This is a genomic window from Bacillus yunxiaonensis, from assembly GCF_037104695.1.
GTDB classification, from domain to species: Bacteria; Bacillota; Bacilli; order Bacillales; family Bacillaceae_G; genus Bacillus_A; species Bacillus_A yunxiaonensis.
In genome coordinates this window covers 82,494-100,540 of record NZ_JBAWSV010000005.1, presented here as the reverse complement: position 1 = coordinate 100,540, position 18,047 = coordinate 82,494, and the positions used below count along the sequence as shown (strand labels likewise).

At 36.4% G+C, this 18,047-nt stretch carries 16 protein-coding genes; 11 read left to right on the top strand and 5 right to left on the bottom strand.

The genetic code is table 11. The features are described 5' to 3' along the window. Positions 1-15: 15 nt before the first annotated feature. Together WAX78_RS15335 and WAX78_RS15330 are read right to left on the bottom strand one after the other, a co-directional pair. Positions 16-447: a DUF2621 domain-containing protein gene (locus WAX78_RS15335; protein WP_336481374.1), complete on the bottom strand. Its 432-nt coding sequence runs from the start codon at positions 445-447 to the stop codon at positions 16-18. Between the two features lie 104 nt (positions 448-551). Beyond that, on the bottom strand, positions 552-851 hold the full coding sequence (locus WAX78_RS15330; protein WP_336481197.1) for a hypothetical protein: 300 nt from the start codon (positions 849-851) through the stop codon (positions 552-554). A 257-nt stretch (positions 852-1,108) separates the two neighbouring features. Between WAX78_RS15330 and WAX78_RS15325 the strand changes: the two genes are divergently transcribed. Continuing rightward, positions 1,109-1,801: an aspartate/glutamate racemase family protein gene (locus WAX78_RS15325; RefSeq protein WP_336481196.1), complete on the top strand. Its 693-nt coding sequence runs from the start codon at positions 1,109-1,111 to the stop codon at positions 1,799-1,801. A gap of 314 nt (positions 1,802-2,115) precedes the next feature. Here the strand turns inward: WAX78_RS15325 and WAX78_RS15320 are convergent, their stop codons facing one another. Next, positions 2,116-3,063, bottom strand: a complete 948-nt coding sequence (locus WAX78_RS15320) for a class I SAM-dependent methyltransferase (RefSeq protein WP_336481195.1) — start codon at positions 3,061-3,063, stop codon at positions 2,116-2,118. Positions 3,064-3,278: 215 nt separating this feature from the next. Between WAX78_RS15320 and hutP the strand changes: the two genes are divergently transcribed. From hutP to WAX78_RS15285, 7 genes are all read left to right on the top strand, one after another. Beyond that, complete coding sequence (gene hutP, locus WAX78_RS15315; RefSeq protein ID WP_336481194.1) at positions 3,279-3,719, top strand: hut operon transcriptional regulator HutP; 441 nt, start codon at positions 3,279-3,281, stop codon at positions 3,717-3,719. Between the two features lie 107 nt (positions 3,720-3,826). Then, a complete protein-coding gene (hutH, locus tag WAX78_RS15310; protein ID WP_336481193.1) occupies positions 3,827-5,344 on the top strand; it encodes a histidine ammonia-lyase in 1,518 nt (505 codons plus the stop codon). A gap of 16 nt (positions 5,345-5,360) precedes the next feature. After that, positions 5,361-7,019, top strand: coding sequence for a urocanate hydratase (gene hutU / locus WAX78_RS15305; RefSeq protein ID WP_336481192.1), 1,659 nt, complete (start codon positions 5,361-5,363; stop codon positions 7,017-7,019). Positions 7,020-7,031: 12 nt separating this feature from the next. After that, entirely contained in the window at positions 7,032-8,303 is a 1,272-nt protein-coding gene (hutI, locus tag WAX78_RS15300) for an imidazolonepropionase (RefSeq protein WP_336481191.1), read from the top strand. Continuing rightward, positions 8,282-9,253, top strand: coding sequence for a formimidoylglutamase (gene hutG, locus WAX78_RS15295; RefSeq protein ID WP_336481190.1), 972 nt, complete (start codon positions 8,282-8,284; stop codon positions 9,251-9,253). Before hutI ends, hutG begins: the two co-directional genes overlap by 22 nt. A 255-nt stretch (positions 9,254-9,508) precedes the next feature. Continuing rightward, on the top strand, positions 9,509-13,717 hold the full coding sequence (locus WAX78_RS15290) for a S8 family serine peptidase (protein ID WP_336481189.1): 4,209 nt from the start codon (positions 9,509-9,511) through the stop codon (positions 13,715-13,717). 271 nt (positions 13,718-13,988) lie between these two features. After that, complete coding sequence (locus WAX78_RS15285; RefSeq protein ID WP_336481188.1) at positions 13,989-14,555, top strand: undecaprenyl-diphosphatase; 567 nt, start codon at positions 13,989-13,991, stop codon at positions 14,553-14,555. Between the two features lie 266 nt (positions 14,556-14,821). Here the strand turns inward: WAX78_RS15285 and WAX78_RS25310 are convergent, their stop codons facing one another. Next, entirely contained in the window at positions 14,822-14,974 is a 153-nt protein-coding gene (locus tag WAX78_RS25310; RefSeq protein WP_461781922.1) for a DUF7695 domain-containing protein, read from the bottom strand. Positions 14,975-15,103: 129 nt separating this feature from the next. Then, positions 15,104-15,532, bottom strand: coding sequence for a hypothetical protein (locus WAX78_RS15280; RefSeq protein ID WP_336481187.1), 429 nt, complete (start codon positions 15,530-15,532; stop codon positions 15,104-15,106). Between the two features lie 348 nt (positions 15,533-15,880). Between WAX78_RS15280 and WAX78_RS15275 the strand changes: the two genes are divergently transcribed. The 3 genes from WAX78_RS15275 to WAX78_RS15265 all read left to right on the top strand — a co-directional run bounded on the left by WAX78_RS15275 (position 15,881) and on the right by WAX78_RS15265 (position 17,855). Continuing rightward, positions 15,881-16,306, top strand: coding sequence for a GNAT family N-acetyltransferase (locus tag WAX78_RS15275; RefSeq protein WP_336481186.1), 426 nt, complete (start codon positions 15,881-15,883; stop codon positions 16,304-16,306). Between the two features lie 326 nt (positions 16,307-16,632). Next, positions 16,633-17,727, top strand: coding sequence for a response regulator aspartate phosphatase (locus WAX78_RS15270; protein ID WP_336481185.1), 1,095 nt, complete (start codon positions 16,633-16,635; stop codon positions 17,725-17,727). After that, on the top strand, positions 17,727-17,855 hold the full coding sequence (locus tag WAX78_RS15265; protein ID WP_336481184.1) for a Phr family secreted Rap phosphatase inhibitor: 129 nt from the start codon (positions 17,727-17,729) through the stop codon (positions 17,853-17,855). Before WAX78_RS15270 ends, WAX78_RS15265 begins: the two co-directional genes overlap by 1 nt. Positions 17,856-18,047: the final 192 nt, after the last annotated feature.

The window sequence follows — 18,047 nt, the reverse complement described above, 5'->3', positions numbered from 1 at the left end:
AATTCTTGAGGTTTTTCATTTGGCTAGTAACGATTGATAACGTGAATAGTCAATTTGCTTTTCTTTTAATTTTTTTATTAAAAATTTATGATCCCGTTTTGGAGTTGCTAAAATATATCCTTTGATGATTAAATCTTCTGTTATTTGTGATGCTTGTTCTTCTAAAGCGAGTGCACCAATTTTACCAGCTATTTTAGAGCGAGCGACGTCGCGAAATAGTTCTGGAACAGGGCTGACAAGCTCTTCTAATAAAGCTTTTTGCTCAGCTTTCCATAAATGTCTCGTTTCATCGATATAATGCTCTTCCCAATCTAAAATAGACATACCATCTTCTTTCGGTAATCGCTTTAAGAATTTTCGGAACATAAAATATCCACCAATGGACATGAGTCCTAATAAAATAACTGTCCATATGACAATAAACCAACTGAACCATCCTTCAAGCAACATAATTCCCCCCTTTATGTTATTAGAAACCGATTCTTTTCTTTTTATTATAAGCAGTGAGATTCATAGAAAGCAAGAAAGCTTGGCCTATTGGCCAAGCTTTCTTATACAAAGTATAATTGTTCAATTCGGAATGTTTCTGTATCATCTTCGAAATATTCGATGATTAGCGTGCCAACTTTGCGATTTTTATCCTCGGTAGTGAAAATAGAATAAGAAGTAAAGCGTGCTGTTGATAAGCCGCTAATATGTGTAGGAAGGGCAATGTATTCGTTGTTTTGAAAGAAAGTCATAAGTTCAATGTCTTCAAACTGCTTGCGATTTTCAACTGCTTCTCCAGTATAACGCTTTTGTAATTGTTTCAATGTTTCGTTCCATGATCGTACCTTTGTGTCGTATACCATTGTTCAAGCTCCTTACTGTATGTAGTAAAAAGAACATATGTTCCTATATAGTATACTCCTTTTAAAAGAAAAGGAAAAGCAAAAAATAATGTAAGCTTGGTTTTTCAAGCTTACATAGCGGAAAAATACGTTCAATTTAATCTCTGTTTTTTATTATAAGACAGATAGAAAAAGGAAACAAGGAGAGAAGTATCTTGCTTATAATTTTGAAAATTCCATATAATTAATGGAGAAGATTTTTTGTAGGGAGGAAAATTATGAAAACGATTGGGCTTATTGGTGGAATGAGCTGGGAATCAACTGTAGAGTATTATCGGGTTATTAACGAAGAAATAAAAAATAAATTAGGAGGATTACATTCAGCAAAGTGCCTTTTATATAGCGTTGATTTTGAAGAAATTGAACGTTATCAATCAGAGGATAACTGGAAACAAGCAGGTGAAGTATTGGGGGAAGCTGCATTTTCATTAGAAAAAGGTGGGGCTGATTTTATTATTATATGCACAAATACGATGCACAAAGTTATAGAGGACATAAAAGAAAAAATCAATATTCCTATTTTACATATTGCCGATGCTACAGCTAATCAAGTAAAAAAACAAGGAATTAACAAGGTAGGTTTACTTGGGACAAAATATACAATGGAGCAAGAATTTTATAAATCTAGATTAGAGTCAAATGGTATAAAGGTGATAGTCCCAAATGAAAATGATCGGGAAATTGTAAATAAAGTGATTTATGAAGAATTATGCTTAGGAAAAGTGTGTCAAAAATCAAGAGATTACTACAAAGAAGTAATTAAACGTTTAGTTTGTAACGGAGCCGAAGGGATTATATTAGGCTGTACAGAAATTGGGTTATTAGTAAAACCAGAGGATTCTAGCGTTCCATTATTTGATACGGCTTTCATACATGCTGTTGAAGCTGTTAATAAATCTTTAGAAGATTGAGGGAATCCAAAGAGAACTACGGAAATGTCGTTCACAGGCTATTTTCTATTTAGTTGCTTCAAAAGAAGTACTACAAAAAAGAAAAGAATTTGATGATGTAAGACAACGAAGTACATTTGAAGAACAAATAAAATTAATAGAAATAGAGAAAAGTTGGTATGAACGATTTCCAGTTACGTATTTGAATGTGGATACAAAGTTAGTAGAGGAAATAGGGCACTATTTTATAAAATGGTTAGAAGTGCATGGAGGGGTATAAAAGAAAGCTGTCTTTTTCTAGAAGAGACAGCTTTGCTAGTATAGTACTATTTTAATTATTTTCTACAGCGATAAATCGCAACAGCCTTAGGATCGCGCCATATGCCGTTGTGGTGAGATAAAACCTGTTCTATTTCAACTTGTAACCATTTTTTCATCTCTGTATGTAAGCTAAAATCATCTGGTATGTTTAGCGATGGAAACATACTTGCTATATAATTTACTATAGGTATAGATTCATGGAAAAGAAGAGAGTTATGAATAACAGTCTCTTCAACAATAGGAAAAATTGAACTTAATAGTTCTTTACCGTTTTCTAAACAAAATGGACTAGCCGTAGGTGACTTTTCAGGTAACCCAAATGCGAGTAACATTCGATTACACATTTCTTCTATGCGTGGTAATGATACATAGGAATTTGTTGTAGCTAGAAAACCACCATCTGGACGGATAATATTTTTAAACCCCCGAATAGTCTTTTCGACATCGGTTACATGATACAACATGTGACGTGCAATAACCCAATCGTAAAAATTATAGGGAAAAGGGAGTTTCGTCGCATTTCCAATTACCCATTCAATAGTTCTTTTATTGCTACTGTTATTTTTTGCTTCTTGAATCATAGTGGGGGATTGATCTAACCCTGTAAGCTGACCTTGGTGACCAAGTTTTTGTAATGTTATAAGAAATTTTCCAGATGCACAGCCAATATCTAATATTTTTTCTTGTGCTGTTACTTGCAATTGAGAGATTACTATTTTATCTAAGTCTACTGGTTTTTCTTCATATTTTAGATGTGTATCGATTCGTACTTGCAGATGGTCATTCACTGTATATTGCCGTTTTACATCATTCATCTTTTGAGATTCCACTTGCGCACAAAAATTTCGAATGGCATGCGTTAACACTTCTGTTTTGTTAAGTCCCTCATATACCAAAGCTGAATCAAATCTTTCTAACAAGTCGTTACATATTCTAAAATGAATATCTTTACTTTTGACCATTTTTTTCCTCCTCTAAGCCGTTAGAGAGAATATAGCATGCGTCAAATTTCGCTGTAAATAAATTGTGTACACAATTGTAGGTTGTTTTTGTAAAAAATTGTGTGATAAATATTTTTTATTAAAATTCTTATAGTAAACCATTGACGATTTAAACGTTTTCATATATTCTTAACTTAAGAAATATTTAAACAATTCAAAAGAAAAGAGAGAGTCACATGCTTCTTCATGGAACACAGCGAATTGGTCGCATGGCGATGTTACTTGCACTTGCGGAGGAACACGAGAGTCCGATTTTATCTCTTCCGAAAGGTTGGAAATATTGTACGGGCAAAGTTGGTTCAATGAATTCGCAAAAAGTTGTTGCTGCAATGGAAACAGCTGCACGTAGTAACCATGTTATTCAAACAGACGTTTACAGAGAAACACACGCGCTTTACCATGCAATTATGGAAGCGTTGTACGGAGTAACGAGAGGACAGATTCAGTTAGCAGACGTTCTTCGTACAGTAGGGCTTCGATTTGCGATTGTGCGCGGCACACCATACGACGGTGAAAAAGAAGGCGAATGGGTTGCTGTTGCGCTATATGGTACGATAGGTGCGCCTGTGAAAGGATCTGAGCATGAGGCGATTGGATTAGGTATTAATCACATATAAAAAACTGCCCATAGTTAATTAGTTAAGAGGGGGCCTTACTTTTTAGGACATTAGTCTGTCTTAAAAAGATAAGGTCCCCTTTTGCTTTTTTTAAAAGGAGGAAAATTATGATTACGTTAACTGGACATTCATTAACATTACAAGAAATGAAACGAATACTGTTTGAAGGAGAGCAGGTAACTGCTTGTCCAAATAGCATGCAAAAAGTTACAGAATGTAGGCAAGCTGTAGAGCAAATTGTTGAAGAGGGTAAAGTTGTTTACGGCATTACAACAGGATTTGGAAAATTTAGTGATGTACTAATTCAAAAAGAAGATGTGAAAGCGCTTCAACATAATTTAATCCAATCTCATGCATGTGGTGTTGGGGAACCTTTCTCTGAAGAAGTATCACGCGCTATGCTTGTGTTACGTGCAAATACAATGTTGAAGGGTATCTCTGGTGTTAGACCACTTGTTGTAAATATGCTTCTTGAACTTGTGAATCGTCAAATTCATCCCGTTGTTCCACAGCAAGGTTCACTTGGAGCGAGCGGAGATTTAGCACCGCTTTCTCATCTTGCTCTTGCTTTATTAGGAGAAGGGGAAGTCTTCTATAAAGGTGAGCGTGTTCATACGATGATCGCTTTAACAAAAGAAGGATTAGAACCAATCACATTAGAAGCAAAAGAAGGTTTAGCGCTTATTAATGGAACACAAGCAATGACTGCACAAGGAATTGTAGCTTATATAGAAGCTGAAGCAATTGCTTATCAAGCAGAATTAATTGCTTCGATGACAATTGAAGGATTACAAGGCATTATTGATGCATTTGATGAAGATGTTCATCTTGCACGTGGATATAAAGAGCAAGTAGAAGTTGCAAGTCGTATTCGTAATGTGCTTCATGATAGCAAACTTGTTACGAAACAAGGGGAACTTCGTGTACAAGACGCGTACTCACTTCGCTGCATTCCGCAAGTGCACGGAGCATCTTGGCAAGTGTTGAATTATGTGAAAGAAAAGTTAGAAATTGAAATGAACGCTGCAACAGACAATCCGCTTATTTTTGACGGCGGTCAAAAAGTAATTTCTGGTGGTAACTTCCACGGACAGCCAATTGCGTTTGCAATGGATTTCCTAAAGGTAGGAATGGCAGAGCTTGCAAATATTTCTGAACGTCGTATTGAGAGACTTGTCAATCCGCAGTTAAACGATTTACCACCGTTTTTAAGTCCAGAACCAGGACTTCAATCTGGTGCGATGATTATGCAATATGCTGCAGCAGCACTTGTTTCAGAAAATAAAACGTTAGCTCATCCAGCGAGTGTAGATTCTATTCCATCATCAGCAAATCAAGAAGATCACGTAAGTATGGGAACAATTGCGTCGCGTCATGCACATCAAATTATTCAAAATGTACGCCGCGTACTAGCAATTGAAACAATTTGTGCGATGCAAGCAGCTGAGTACCGCGGTATTGAACAAATGAGCACACAAACGAAAGCGTTTTATCACCAAGTTCGCCAAATCGTACCATCTATTAAAAATGATCGTATTTTTTCAACAGATATTGAAAACACGGCTCATTGGTTAAGAACAACAAATTGGACGATGGACCGTATTAATGCAAATACAACACTATAATAAGGGAGAGATTACAATGGAAAATGTAAAACAAACAATTCGCGCGCCAAGAGGTACTGAGTTAAATGCAAAAGGTTGGGTACAAGAAGCAGCACTTCGCATGCTTATGAATAATCTTGATCCTGAAGTAGCAGAAAAGCCGGAAGAGCTTGTTGTATACGGTGGTATCGGCCGTGCTGCTCGTAACTGGGATAGCTATCATGCAATTGTAGAATCTCTTAAAAATTTAGAGAGTGATGAAACATTATTAGTTCAATCTGGGAAACCGGTTGCAATTTTCAAATCTCATGAAGATGCACCACGTGTTCTTCTAGCAAACTCAAACTTAGTACCAAAATGGGCAACATGGGAGCATTTCCGTGATCTTGAGAAAAAAGGCTTAATGATGTATGGCCAAATGACAGCTGGTAGCTGGATTTACATTGGTACACAAGGGATTTTACAAGGAACGTATGAAACATTTGGTGAAGCAGCACGTCAACATTTTGGCGGTTCATTAAAAGGGACATTAACAATTACTGCTGGTCTTGGCGGTATGGGTGGTGCACAGCCGCTTGCTGTTACGATGAACGGCGGTGTTGTGATTGCAATTGACGTTGATAAACGCAGCATCGATCGCCGTATTGAAAAGAGATACTGTGATATGTATACAGAATCCCTTGAAGAAGCATTAGCTGTTGCGAAGGAATATAAAGAAAAGAAAGAGCCTATTTCCATTGGATTATTAGGTAATGCAGCTGAAATTTTACCAGACCTTGTAAAACGCGGCATTACACCAGACTTAGTAACAGACCAAACATCTGCACATGATCCGTTAAATGGTTATGTTCCAGTTGGTTATTCATTAGAAGAAGCTGCTGTGCTTCGTCAAGAAGATCCAGAGCGCTACGTACAATTATCAAAAGAAAGCATGACAAAGCATGTGGAAGCAATTCTTGATATGCAAAAGAACGGTGCAATTGCGTTTGATTATGGTAACAACATTCGTCAGGTTGCATTTGATGAAGGCTTAAAAAATGCATTCGATTTCCCAGGATTCGTTCCAGCATTTATTCGTCCGCTATTCTGTGAAGGAAAAGGACCATTCCGCTGGGTAGCACTTTCTGGTGATCCAGAAGATATTTATAAAACAGATGAAGTCATTTTACGTGAATTTGCTGATAATGAGCATTTATGTAATTGGATTCGTATGGCTCGTGACCAAGTTGAATTCCAAGGACTTCCATCTCGTATTTGTTGGTTAGGATACGGAGAGCGTGCGAAATTTGGCCGTATTATTAATGAAATGGTAGCGAACGGTGAATTATCTGCACCAATCGTTATCGGTCGTGATCATTTAGACTGCGGATCTGTTGCTTCGCCAAACCGTGAAACAGAAGCAATGAAAGATGGCAGTGATGCTGTAGCTGACTGGCCAATTTTAAATGCGTTAATTAACAGTGTAAACGGCGCAAGCTGGGTATCTGTTCACCACGGCGGCGGTGTTGGTATGGGATATTCTCTTCATGCGGGAATGGTTATTGTTGCGGATGGAACGGAAGCAGCGGCAAAACGAATTGAGCGCGTCTTAACTTCTGACCCTGGAATGGGTGTTGTTCGTCACGTTGATGCTGGTTATGATCTTGCGGTGCAAACAGCAAAAGAAAAAGGCGTTAATATTCCGATGATGAAGTAAGGGGGAGAAACTATGCTAGACATTTTACTAACGAATATCGGTCAATTATTAACAATGGATCAAGAAGATGGATTACTAAGACAGGAAGCGATGAATACGCTTCCTGTCATTGAAAACGGTGCGGTAGGTATTGAAAATGGTGTTATCACATTCGTAGGAACAATGGAAGAAGCGAAGGGATTACATGCAAAAGAAGTTGTGGATTGCGAAGGGAAAATGGTTTCACCGGGTCTTGTCGATCCACATACACACCTTGTATTTGGCGGCTCTCGTGAAAATGAAATTGCTCTTAAATTACAAGGTGTACCATATTTAGAGATTTTAGAAAAAGGCGGCGGAATTCTTTCTACTGTAAATGCTACAAAACAAGCAACAAAAGAAGAACTTGTTGAAAAGGCAAAATTCCACCTAGACCGCATGTTGTCTTTTGGTGTAACAACAATGGAAGCGAAGAGCGGTTATGGATTAGATGATGTAACAGAGTGGAAACAATTAGAGGCGGCAGCACAAGTTCAGAAGGAGCATCCAATTGATGTTGTGTCAACGTTCTTAGGGGCTCATGCAGTGCCGAAAGAATATAAGGGGAAATCGAAAGAATTTTTACAGTGGATGTTTGACTTGTTACCAGAAATTAAGGAAAAGCAATTAGCAGAGTTTGTTGATATTTTCTGTGAAACAGGAGTATTCTCTGTTGAAGAATCAAAAGAATTTTTACTCAAGGCGAAAGAACTTGGTTTTGATGTGAAAATGCATGCAGACGAAATCGATCCGCTTGGCGGTGCGGAAGCGGCTGCTGAGATTGGTGCAGCATCAGCTGACCATTTAGTCGGAGCATCTGATAAAGGGATTGAGATGTTAGCAAATTCAAATACGGTTGCTGTGCTACTGCCAGGTACAACATTCTACTTGAATAAAGAAAGCTTTGCTAGAGGCCGTAAAATGATTGATGATGGTGTAGCAGTAGCTTTAGCGACTGATTTCAACCCTGGTAGCTCTCCGACAGAAAACATTCAACTCATCATGAGTATTGCGATGTTAAAGTTAAAAATGACACCAGAAGAAGTATGGAATGCTGTAACAGTAAACTCAGCGTATGCAATTAATCGCGGTGATGTAGCTGGAAAAATCCGTGTTGGGCGTAAGGCGGACATCGTATTATGGGATGCATACAATTATGCGTATGTACCGTACCATTACGGCGTTAGTCATGTAAATACAGTATGGAAGCAAGGGAATATTGCATATACAAGAGGTGACAAGGCGTGGAGCAAGGCCACTATTTAAAGAAGAATGCAAAGTTTATTGATCGTGAAGTAACGAAATGGAGCGATATGATTAAGGGCTGGGATGAAAGTGAAGAAATTTTCGGAGCAGCATTAATTGGTGCTCCGCTTTCAAAACCATCCATTAGTCATTCAGGAGCATGCTTTGCACCGAATACGATTCGAGCGATGTTAGATGCTTATAGTACGTATGCAATTACAGAAGAGCATGATATGAAAGATAGTGTTCTGTATGACTGCGGTGATATTACGATGCATGTCACGGATATAAAAGAAAGTCATGCTCGCATTGCGAAGACGTTAGAGAGTCTTACAAAGTTGAATCCACAGATGGTACCAGTTGTTCTTGGGGGAGACCATTCTATTAGCTTTCCAAGTATAAGTGGTTTTGCAAAAAGCAAAGGCAAAGTTGGGATTATTCAATTTGATGCCCATCATGATTTACGAAATTTAGAAGATGGCGGACCGTCAAACGGTACACCATTTCGTAGTTTACTAGAGAATGATGTGATTACAGGGAAGCAACTGGTGCAAATAGGGATTCGAAACTTTTCTAATGCCCGTACCTACCATGAATATGCAAAAGAACATGGAGTAACGGTATATACGATGCAACATGTTAGAGAGCGTCATATAAAGGACATTATTACAGAAAGTATTGAATTACTACGCCATCAAGGTGTTACATCTATTTATATTTCTGTTGATATGGACGTATTAGATCAAGCTTTTGCACCAGGGTGTCCAGCAATTGGGCCGGGTGGTATGGATAGTACTACGCTACTTGATGCAATGACAGTACTTGGGCAAGAACCTCTTGTGGCAGGTATGGATATTGTGGAAATCGATCCAACACTTGATTTTCGCGATATGACAAGCCGCGTGGCAGCGCAGGTCATTATGAGTTTTTTATTAGCGCGCCAAACGGCATTTGCTGCTTGCGAAAAGTGAAATTGCCCCATGGATGAGACATCATACTAATGTATAAATAAAACAGAAAAGCTAACAATCAGTTGGCTTTTCTGTTTTTTATTTGTGAAGGGTTATGTTTTATGTTGAAAAATGATATTTTTTTATTTAAATTGTCGAAATATATTTACAATTGTTAGAAAATAACGTATATTCTAAATAATTGGTTTTTCAGTTAGGGATATAAAATTTATATTGTGGAAACCATTTATTTCGTTTTGTGGGGGTAAAGACGTTATGGGACAAAAAAAGAAAAATAAAGCGGTTGTAGCTGTGCTTACTACAGTACCTTTGTTGTTTTCAACAACGGCATTCGCGGAAACAAATCAAACGGGACAAGCAGCACAAATAGCGAATGTAGCAAAAGAGATAAAACAACAGCTAGCTAATACTTCGTCACCTGATGTACAGTTTAACAAGAAAGAAGAAGTGCGAGTTATTGTGAAATTAAAAGAGAAGTCTGTTCTTGAATATGCACAAGAAAAAGGGATGGACTATGCAAAAACTTCTAAAAGTAAAAAAGAACAAATTCAAAATCAGGTACAAAGTCAGCAAAGCAGTGTAAAGAAAAAGATTAAAAAAGAGGGCATTCAAATGTCCTATAAGGAAAGTTTTGATACTGTATATAATGGTTTCAGCGGAAGTATAAAAGCGGAGGAGATTCAAAAAATACAAGCTCTTCCAGAAGTAGAAAGTGTACATATTGTAAATGAATATAAACGTCCAGAAGTGAAACCAGATATGATCACAAGTAATGAGATGGTACAATCACAGCAAACATGGGGAGATTATGGTTATAAAGGACAAGGTATGGTTGTAGCTGTAATTGACACAGGAATTGATTATACGCATAAAGATATGAAAATATCAGATCCTTCCAAAGAACGCTTGACGAAAGAAAAGGTAGCAAAAACAGTTGATCAAAACGATATGAAAGGAAAGTATTATACAGATAAAGTTCCTTACGGATATAATTATTTTGATAACAATGAAGAAGTGCGTGATATAGGGCCTGGCGCAAGCATGCATGGTCAACACGTAACAGGAACCGTTGCGGCAAATGGTGATGAAAAGGCGGGCGGTATTAAAGGTGTTGCACCAGAAGCACAGGTTTTAGCTTTAAAAGTATTTAGTAACGATCCAAACTATGAGTCTACATTTGGAGATATTTACATTAAAGCTATTGATGATGCGATTAAGTTAGGTGCAGATGTTGTGAATATGAGTTTAGGTTCATCTGCTGGATTTGTTAATGATAGTAATCCTGAATCAAAAGCTATTCAAAATGCGGTTGATAATGGAATTGTTATGTCCATTTCAGCTGGAAACTCTGCGTTTGCAGGTTCAGGAAAGGATACACCGTTTGCTTCTAATCCTGATTACGGCACAGTTGGTTCTCCAGGCATTGCCCATGATTCTCTGCAAGTAGCTTCTGTAGAAAATTCTCATATTCAATTAGATGCTATGCAAGTGAAAGTAGACGGAGACAAAACTATTAAACTAGGTTGGAAAGCGCAGTCAGGTCCTAATTTCTTAGACACATTGAAAGATAAAGAAGTAGAGCTTGTATATGTTGGTGATGGAGCTGAGAAAGATTACGAAGGAAAAGATGTAAAAGGAAAAATTGTTGTAGCGATTCGTGATGCTGCGAATCCAAATTATACGGAAATCCAAAAGAAAGCAGAAGAAAAAGGAGCTGCTGGTATTATCGTGCGCCCGCGTGTTGCTCACGGTGACTACGTGTCTATGGCACTAGATGCACCGAAAATTCCGCTTGCTTCTGTAAGTATTAAAGATGGAAATACATTAAAAGAATTGTTAACAGCAGGTAAAAAGGCATCAGTTACATTTGATGGATCTCGTCTAGAGATTGTAAATAAAGATGCTGGCACAATGTCTGACTTCACATCATGGGGGGTAACACCAAATTTAGATTTTAAACCAGAAATTACAGCACCAGGAGGAAAGATTTATTCTACACTAAATAACAACCAATACGGTTTAATGAACGGTACATCTATGGCAGCACCGCACGTAGCTGGGGGATCGGCACTTGTACTTGAGCGTGTAGAGAAGGAATTTAAATTATCAGGCGCGGAGAAAGTATTACGTACGAAAAATTTATTAATGAATACTTCAAAGCCAGTTTTGGAGAAAGGTGACTATAATACACAATTAGGTTTGGAGAATTATGTATCTCCGCGTCGTGAAGGTGCTGGACTTATGCAACTCCATGCAGCTGTGGCAACGCCAGCTATGGTATATAACAAAAAGACTGGTGAGGCAAAAGTTGCATTAAAAGAGATTAAAGGTAATACAGCAACATTCACGTTAGCTGTTCAAAACTTTAGTGATAAACCGTTAACGTATAAAGTGAGCGGGAATGTACAAACAGATTTAGTTGTAAAAGAAAAAGACGGCACCGATCATATGGCGCTTGAGTCACAAGAATTAAAAGGTGCGAAAGTAAATGCTCCAGCCGCAATTGAAGTAGAGGCTGGGAAAACGAAATCTTTTGATGTAACAATTGATTTATCGAAAGTGACAGTTCTTGATTCTTCATTATCGTCACAAGTATCACCAGAAACTGTATTCCCAAACGGATACTTTGTTGATGGATTCATTAAATTAGAAGCAGCCAACAAAGATGAGCAGCCAACGTTACACGTTCCATTTGTTGGGTTTAAGGGAGATTGGAGTAAAGCACCAATTTTTGATAACGGTGTATACGATGAGAAGTCATACTATGGACGCACAGGGTTAGTAAATGAAAAGGGCGAGTACTTAGGGAAAGATGAAATTACAAAGCAGTTTCATAAAGATAAAATTGCAATTTCTCCAAATGGAGATGAACTAAATGATCGTGTAACGCCAGCGTTTTCTTTACTACGCAACGCAGAGAAATTAGAAGTTGCTGTTGTAGATGAAAAAGGAAAAGTGCTTAGAAAAATTCGTACAGATGAGTTGTTAACAAAGAATTATGATGGCAGTCGCCCTGAAAGACAATTTTATATCTCAGATAATTATACATGGGATGGCAAGATAAACAACAAAGTAGCCCCAGATGGCACGTACTACATTCAGTTAAAAGGAACATTAAATGGAAAAGAACAAACGGTAAAATATCCAGTAATTGTTGATACGAAAGCACCGGTGGTAACATCGTTTATTGACAACGGAGATGTAATAATTGGAGCGCAAGACAGTGGGGCGGGTGTGAACTATTTACGCGTTGCTTACGTTGATAAAGATGGAAACATTGCGAAAGTATTCCCAGAAATGTTAGCTCCAGATACAACGAAGTTTACTTTGCCAGAAGATGTGCCAGCAGGATTGCATGTAGCAGTTATTGCGTTTGATTATGCAAATAATGTGACTGTATCATTTGTAAATGACAAAAAAGAAGCAAATCTGCCGGTGATTGATTTGAAATCTCCAGAAACATTGAAGGCGTGGAATACAAAGGACGTTGTCTTTGAAGGAAACGTATCTGATGAATCCGGTATTGTTGAATTTAAAATTGACGGAAAATCTGTTCAATTAAAACCAGACGAAAAAGGAAACTTATATTCATTTAAAACAACTTTACCATTTGAAGATGGTATACATGCTGCAGATGTGTCTGCAAGAGATGGTTCTGGAAATAAATTCTCTATTCAACGTCAATTTATCGTCGATACGAAAGCGCCAAAACTTTCTGTTACACGTGCGCCTAAGTATGTCGGTAAAAATGAAGAATCAGCGAAAATTAGTGTCGCAATCGAAGACAATTTTGATGAAGCGCGTTTATATGTAAATGGCAGCGAAGAGTACGCACATGCATTTGTTGAGCCGTATGAAATGAGGGCATTTAAGCATACTGTCGAAAATATTGAAGTACCACTAAAAGATAACGTAAATACATTTAAGATTGAACTTGTTGATGTTGGTGGTAATAAAACAGTAGAAGAAATTCAAATCGTAAAAGGAGCATCTGGTTGGGTTTATGACCAAAATGCATGGAATTACTACGATAATAACGGAGTAAAGAAAACAGGTTGGGTATCAACAGGAAACAAATGGTATTACCTAAATGACAGCGGAGTAATGCAAACAGGCTGGGTATCAGTAGGAGGCAAGTGGTACTACTTAAATAACAGCGGAGCGATGGAAACAGGCTGGGTATCAGTAGGAGGCAAGTGGTACTACTTAAATAACAGCGGAGCGATGGAAACAGGCTGGGTGTCAGTAGGAGGCAAGTGGTACTACTTAAATAGCAGGGGAACGATGGAAACAGGCTGGGTATCAGTAGGAGGTAAGTGGTACTACTTAAATAGCAGCGGAGCGATGGAAACAGGCTGGGTGTCAGTAGGAGGCAAGTGGTATTATCTTTACAAAGATGGTTCAATGGCAGTGAATACCGTTATTAATGGTTATAAACTTGGGTATGACGGTGCATTAATATAAGGAAGAAAGGAGAGGGTGACGCACCTTCTCCTTTTTATAAACGTTTGTATCAATAATATTGTATTCCTAACCTTTAAGTTTTTATCTATCTATGAATTATTGGCAGAGCTAATGCAAAGTTTCGTTTTAACGGAATTTTGACTGTTAGCTCTTTTTTCTCTTGGATAACATTTAATATAGTATGTTTCTGATGTGGGACATAATACATAGTTCCTTTTTAGATAGAGATACTAAGAATAATATTTGAAATGACATGGAAGGAGATACTCTTATGGACTATAAAATATTTAGAGCTATTAATCGGTTGGTTGGTCGTTATCCATCTGTCGATACTATTATGGTAATGATTTCTCAAAAAGCGCGCTATGTGTATACTCTTTTATTAATCCTAATGTGGTTTCGTAACAAGTTTTATAAAAAAATTACGATACAGGCAACATTCTCTGCAGGTATAACGTTACTTATTAATTTTTTTATAAAACAATTCTATTTTAGAGCTCGTCCTTTTTTGAATCATAATGCGCATATATTGCCTCCAATTCCATCAAGAATGAATTCTTCATTTCCGAGCAAACATACGATGCTCTCATTTGCTGTTGCAACCTCTATCCTTTTTTATAAACGTTTTCTTGGGTGCTTTATGTGGTTGTTAGCATTTTTAACAGGATTCTCACGTATTTGGAGCGGACAGCATTATCCATCTGATATTATAGGAAGTGCCGTAATCGGGAGTCTAACTAGTATTGTTATTAACGTTATTGTATGGTTGTGGAATTCTTTTGTTTTATGCATTGTGCAAAGCTACAATCGTGCTTGTGCTTTCGTAAAATTACGTTAATCATGAATGGAATATGAAATGCGTGTAGCATCTAAGGTAGATTCGAATTATATTGTTGGGAAATAAGTAGGATATGAGGCAAGGAGTCTTGTATATCAATGTTTCTGAGTTCGTCCTAATAGTTAAAATAACAAATTTATATTGAAATTTTGAAGTGAACTGTTCAGTGCTAAGAGGGTTGCATAGTAAGTATGTCAACTCCGTATTCTCCCGCTCCCTTTCGGGTTCGGTCCGGTACCGTTGACATACCCAAGCAGCTACCTCTTTTACTGGACATTTTCTTCCCATTCTGTAAGAGCGGCAAAATCATCAAGTTCTCCCGTTATCCTTGAATATTCTAACCCGCCATCGATGGCTATTGCCTGACACGAGCAATAGTTGAAATCGTGAGTAAACTTTGACTCTAGTACTAAGCAAATAAGTCTCGATTAGTACTCTATTAATTTTTGTAATATAGTATGTGGGTTTATTTTCATAAAGTAAAAAACACCAATTCGCAAATGAATTGGTATTTTTGTTCATCAAATTGAATTTAAATAATTATAAAACTAATCTTTTTCAACTGTATATCTAACTTGTTTAAAGGTTACTATGTCTCCATTTTCGGTATCATCTTTAGTTTGCAAAAGTTGAACTTTTGGTTTGTAGTCCGTCCTATGAGCATCTTTGATACCTTTAATGTTAAGTTTGTAGGATTCATCATTTTTTATTTTTTGTTCAAATACTTTTTTATTGGCAACAAAAATAAAGGTCACTTTATTTTCATCAATTCCCTCAGTCATAAATTCTAATTGATTATCTTTTGTTGTAATTGTTGGTGTTAATAATTCAATACTTCCGTTTCCAGTTTCTTGTTTAGTAGAAACTTCATAAGCACCTCTATCACTTGAATCTAAAGAATTTTCTATTATACCTGAACATCCGGATAATGTGATACCAGCAAATAGAATAAAACTTAATCCAATTATCTTTTTCATAAGATCACCCCAACCCAAAAAAACTTTTCGACTTCGTCAGTCGTCAGCAGGGGAATAAATTGTCATTCCCAACCCGTTAGCGTGGAACATAGATGAATAGCTGTCAACTTATTGAAATTATACCACGATATGTAAATGACGAGCAAGGTGTATATGGGGTGATCCCCCTATAAGCTCATCCTTTTTTAAAATTTTTTTACGTTTCCTAGCATAGATGTTCCTTCTACTTCAATGAGGGATTATGTTAACTTTTACATGAATATGATATATACTTAAATCTGAACATTCGGAAGAAAAAGAAGTGCAAAAATGCTAACTTGAAATTATAGAGAGATAGGGGGAGGATTTATGGAAAGACAATATACAATCTCAAATTTTGCACCAACATTAGAAGAATATAAATATTTATGTTCAGTTGTGGGTTGGGAAGATTATATGAACTTTGATGTTGCCGAAATATCATTAAAAAATTCTGTTTTTGCCGTTACAGTTAAGGATGAGAGTAAGGCCATAGGAATGGGAAGAATTGTTGGGGATGGAGCTATTTACTTTTACATTCAAGATGTGGTAGTTCATCCAGATTATCAAGGAATGGGTATTGGCAAAAAAATTATGAATGCGTTAGTAGAGTATCTAAAAGAAAACGCACCAAATAAAGCGTTTGTAGGATTATTTGCATCAGAGGGAAAAGAAAAATTTTATGAAAAATATGATTTTAAGGATTACTCACCTAGTATGACAGGAATGTTTACTGTAATAACGAAATGTGATTAAAAAATTATATCGTGGTCCCGCCCCATCGCTATCAAGTTAACAAAACAAAATTCCCCCTAAAATGAAAAAAACACCATCCTTTCTGTATAATTCTACAAAAAGAATAACGCTTTCTATGAATTATGGATATAAATTCCTCTTAGGTTGATAGTAATGGGGATACTTCAAAATATTAGTTTGATGGACATGGGGTGGTATCCCAAGAATTAATATACGCCTCTCTAAATATTGAATATTCAGACGATTTTTTATAAAATTAGATTACCATCTTATTACATTGTTTCTCTGGTAATATGAATATACAAAAGAAGAAGTGGGGGGATATTATGAATATCAAGCTTATTGGAAACGAGAAGCTTACAAACTTATTAAATACCTGGTATCAAGAAATTCGTGCTCAACATACCCAAAAAGCACAACAATTAAAAATAGAAATTGACGAAATGATGAGGGATCTTAAAGAAGATACAAATTTATTATTTTATTACTCTCTTCTTGATTTCCGCTTCAAAGTATTAGTTGATAGTATGAGTATTACTCCAGCAAGCTTTGAACGAATTGACTCATTATATAACCAAACAGATGACTTCCTATCCTATTATTATCATTTCTTTAAAGCTATTCACGCAACAATTCTAACAAATAATAATGAAGCTAGAGATTATTATGAAAAAGCTGAAGCTTTACTAAAACATGTACTAGATGAGCTTGAGAAGGCTGAATTTAATTATCGTATCGCTAATTTTTATCTTCATACTTATCAACCATTAGAAGCAATTAAACATGTAATGAAAGCTAGAGAAATCTTTTCTAAACAGGCTGGTTATGAAAATAATACAGCAGCTTGTGATAACATTTTTGGTGCAGCGTGTGTTGATATAAAACAGTTCCCACAAGCAGAAGAAAACTTTAATTCAGCAATAAATATCTTACGCAAACAAAATGAAGATATATTGGTTTTAAGAGTACGTAGTAATTTAGGATTTTTATATGCCAGTCAAAATTTATCTACATTGGCTATCCGCCATTTATCCGAAGTTACTCATAAGATTCCTAATCACTTTAAAGCTATTTTTCTCGAAGCAAGAGAACACTTTAAGCTAGGAGAATTAAACATTGCTGAAGAACTAATTGAAAGAGGAATAACTATTTGTAGACAAATAGAAAACCAAGAGTATCAATATCATTTTTCAATTTTAGAACGAATGAATAAAGGTGTAACAGCTGAAATTCTTGAGGAAACCATTCTTAAAGTGATTCCGTATTTTGATAAAGAAAAGTTATTCAACTATACCCAAGAATACACTGAAAAATTAGCAATTAAGTTTTATGAGGAAGATAATCATTATAAAGCAAGTGAATACTTTTATCTTAGTCACCAAGCTAAAGAAAAAACTTTTGAAAAAGGAGCATTAAAATAATGAAAAGACTTACAGGAATTATAATGGGGCTATCTCTTTTTGCAATTTTATCTTTCGGATTAACATTTCCTTCACAATCAGAACAAGCAACTCAAATTACTCAATATAGCCATGCTGATACTTGGTAAATTATAAATCCCCAAAAACAGCAACACTTAATGTTGCTGTTTTTATATGCGCTGAATTTTCGATTTTCAAAGACCTTTATACATAAAATTAAAATTACATGCCCCAAAATGCGCTTGAGGGTATCGTGTTTTTTGAATATAAATAGAAAATACAGTTTTATTAGGGGTCACTATATGACGTACCACCAACAT

What these genes read in the sequence shown, in the direction of transcription:
- hutU (WP_336481192.1), top strand. Translation starts at nt 5,361, where the DNA reads ATGGAAAATGTAAAACAAACAATTCGCGCGCCAAGAGGTACTGAGTTA.
- WAX78_RS15275 (WP_336481186.1), top strand. Translation starts at nt 15,881, where the DNA reads ATGGAAAGACAATATACAATCTCAAATTTTGCACCAACATTAGAAGAA.
- WAX78_RS15285 (WP_336481188.1), top strand. Translation starts at nt 13,989, where the DNA reads ATGGACTATAAAATATTTAGAGCTATTAATCGGTTGGTTGGTCGTTAT.
- WAX78_RS15270 (WP_336481185.1), top strand. Translation starts at nt 16,633, where the DNA reads ATGAATATCAAGCTTATTGGAAACGAGAAGCTTACAAACTTATTAAAT.
- hutH (WP_336481193.1), top strand. Translation starts at nt 3,827, where the DNA reads ATGATTACGTTAACTGGACATTCATTAACATTACAAGAAATGAAACGA.
- WAX78_RS15280 (WP_336481187.1), bottom strand. Translation starts at nt 15,532, where the DNA reads ATGAAAAAGATAATTGGATTAAGTTTTATTCTATTTGCTGGTATCACA.
- hutI (WP_336481191.1), top strand. Translation starts at nt 7,032, where the DNA reads ATGCTAGACATTTTACTAACGAATATCGGTCAATTATTAACAATGGAT.
- WAX78_RS15320 (WP_336481195.1), bottom strand. Translation starts at nt 3,063, where the DNA reads ATGGTCAAAAGTAAAGATATTCATTTTAGAATATGTAACGACTTGTTA.
- hutP (WP_336481194.1), top strand. Translation starts at nt 3,279, where the DNA reads ATGCTTCTTCATGGAACACAGCGAATTGGTCGCATGGCGATGTTACTT.
- WAX78_RS15325 (WP_336481196.1), top strand. Translation starts at nt 1,109, where the DNA reads ATGAAAACGATTGGGCTTATTGGTGGAATGAGCTGGGAATCAACTGTA.
- WAX78_RS15265 (WP_336481184.1), top strand. Translation starts at nt 17,727, where the DNA reads ATGAAAAGACTTACAGGAATTATAATGGGGCTATCTCTTTTTGCAATT.
- WAX78_RS15330 (WP_336481197.1), bottom strand. Translation starts at nt 851, where the DNA reads ATGGTATACGACACAAAGGTACGATCATGGAACGAAACATTGAAACAA.
- WAX78_RS15290 (WP_336481189.1), top strand. Translation starts at nt 9,509, where the DNA reads ATGGGACAAAAAAAGAAAAATAAAGCGGTTGTAGCTGTGCTTACTACA.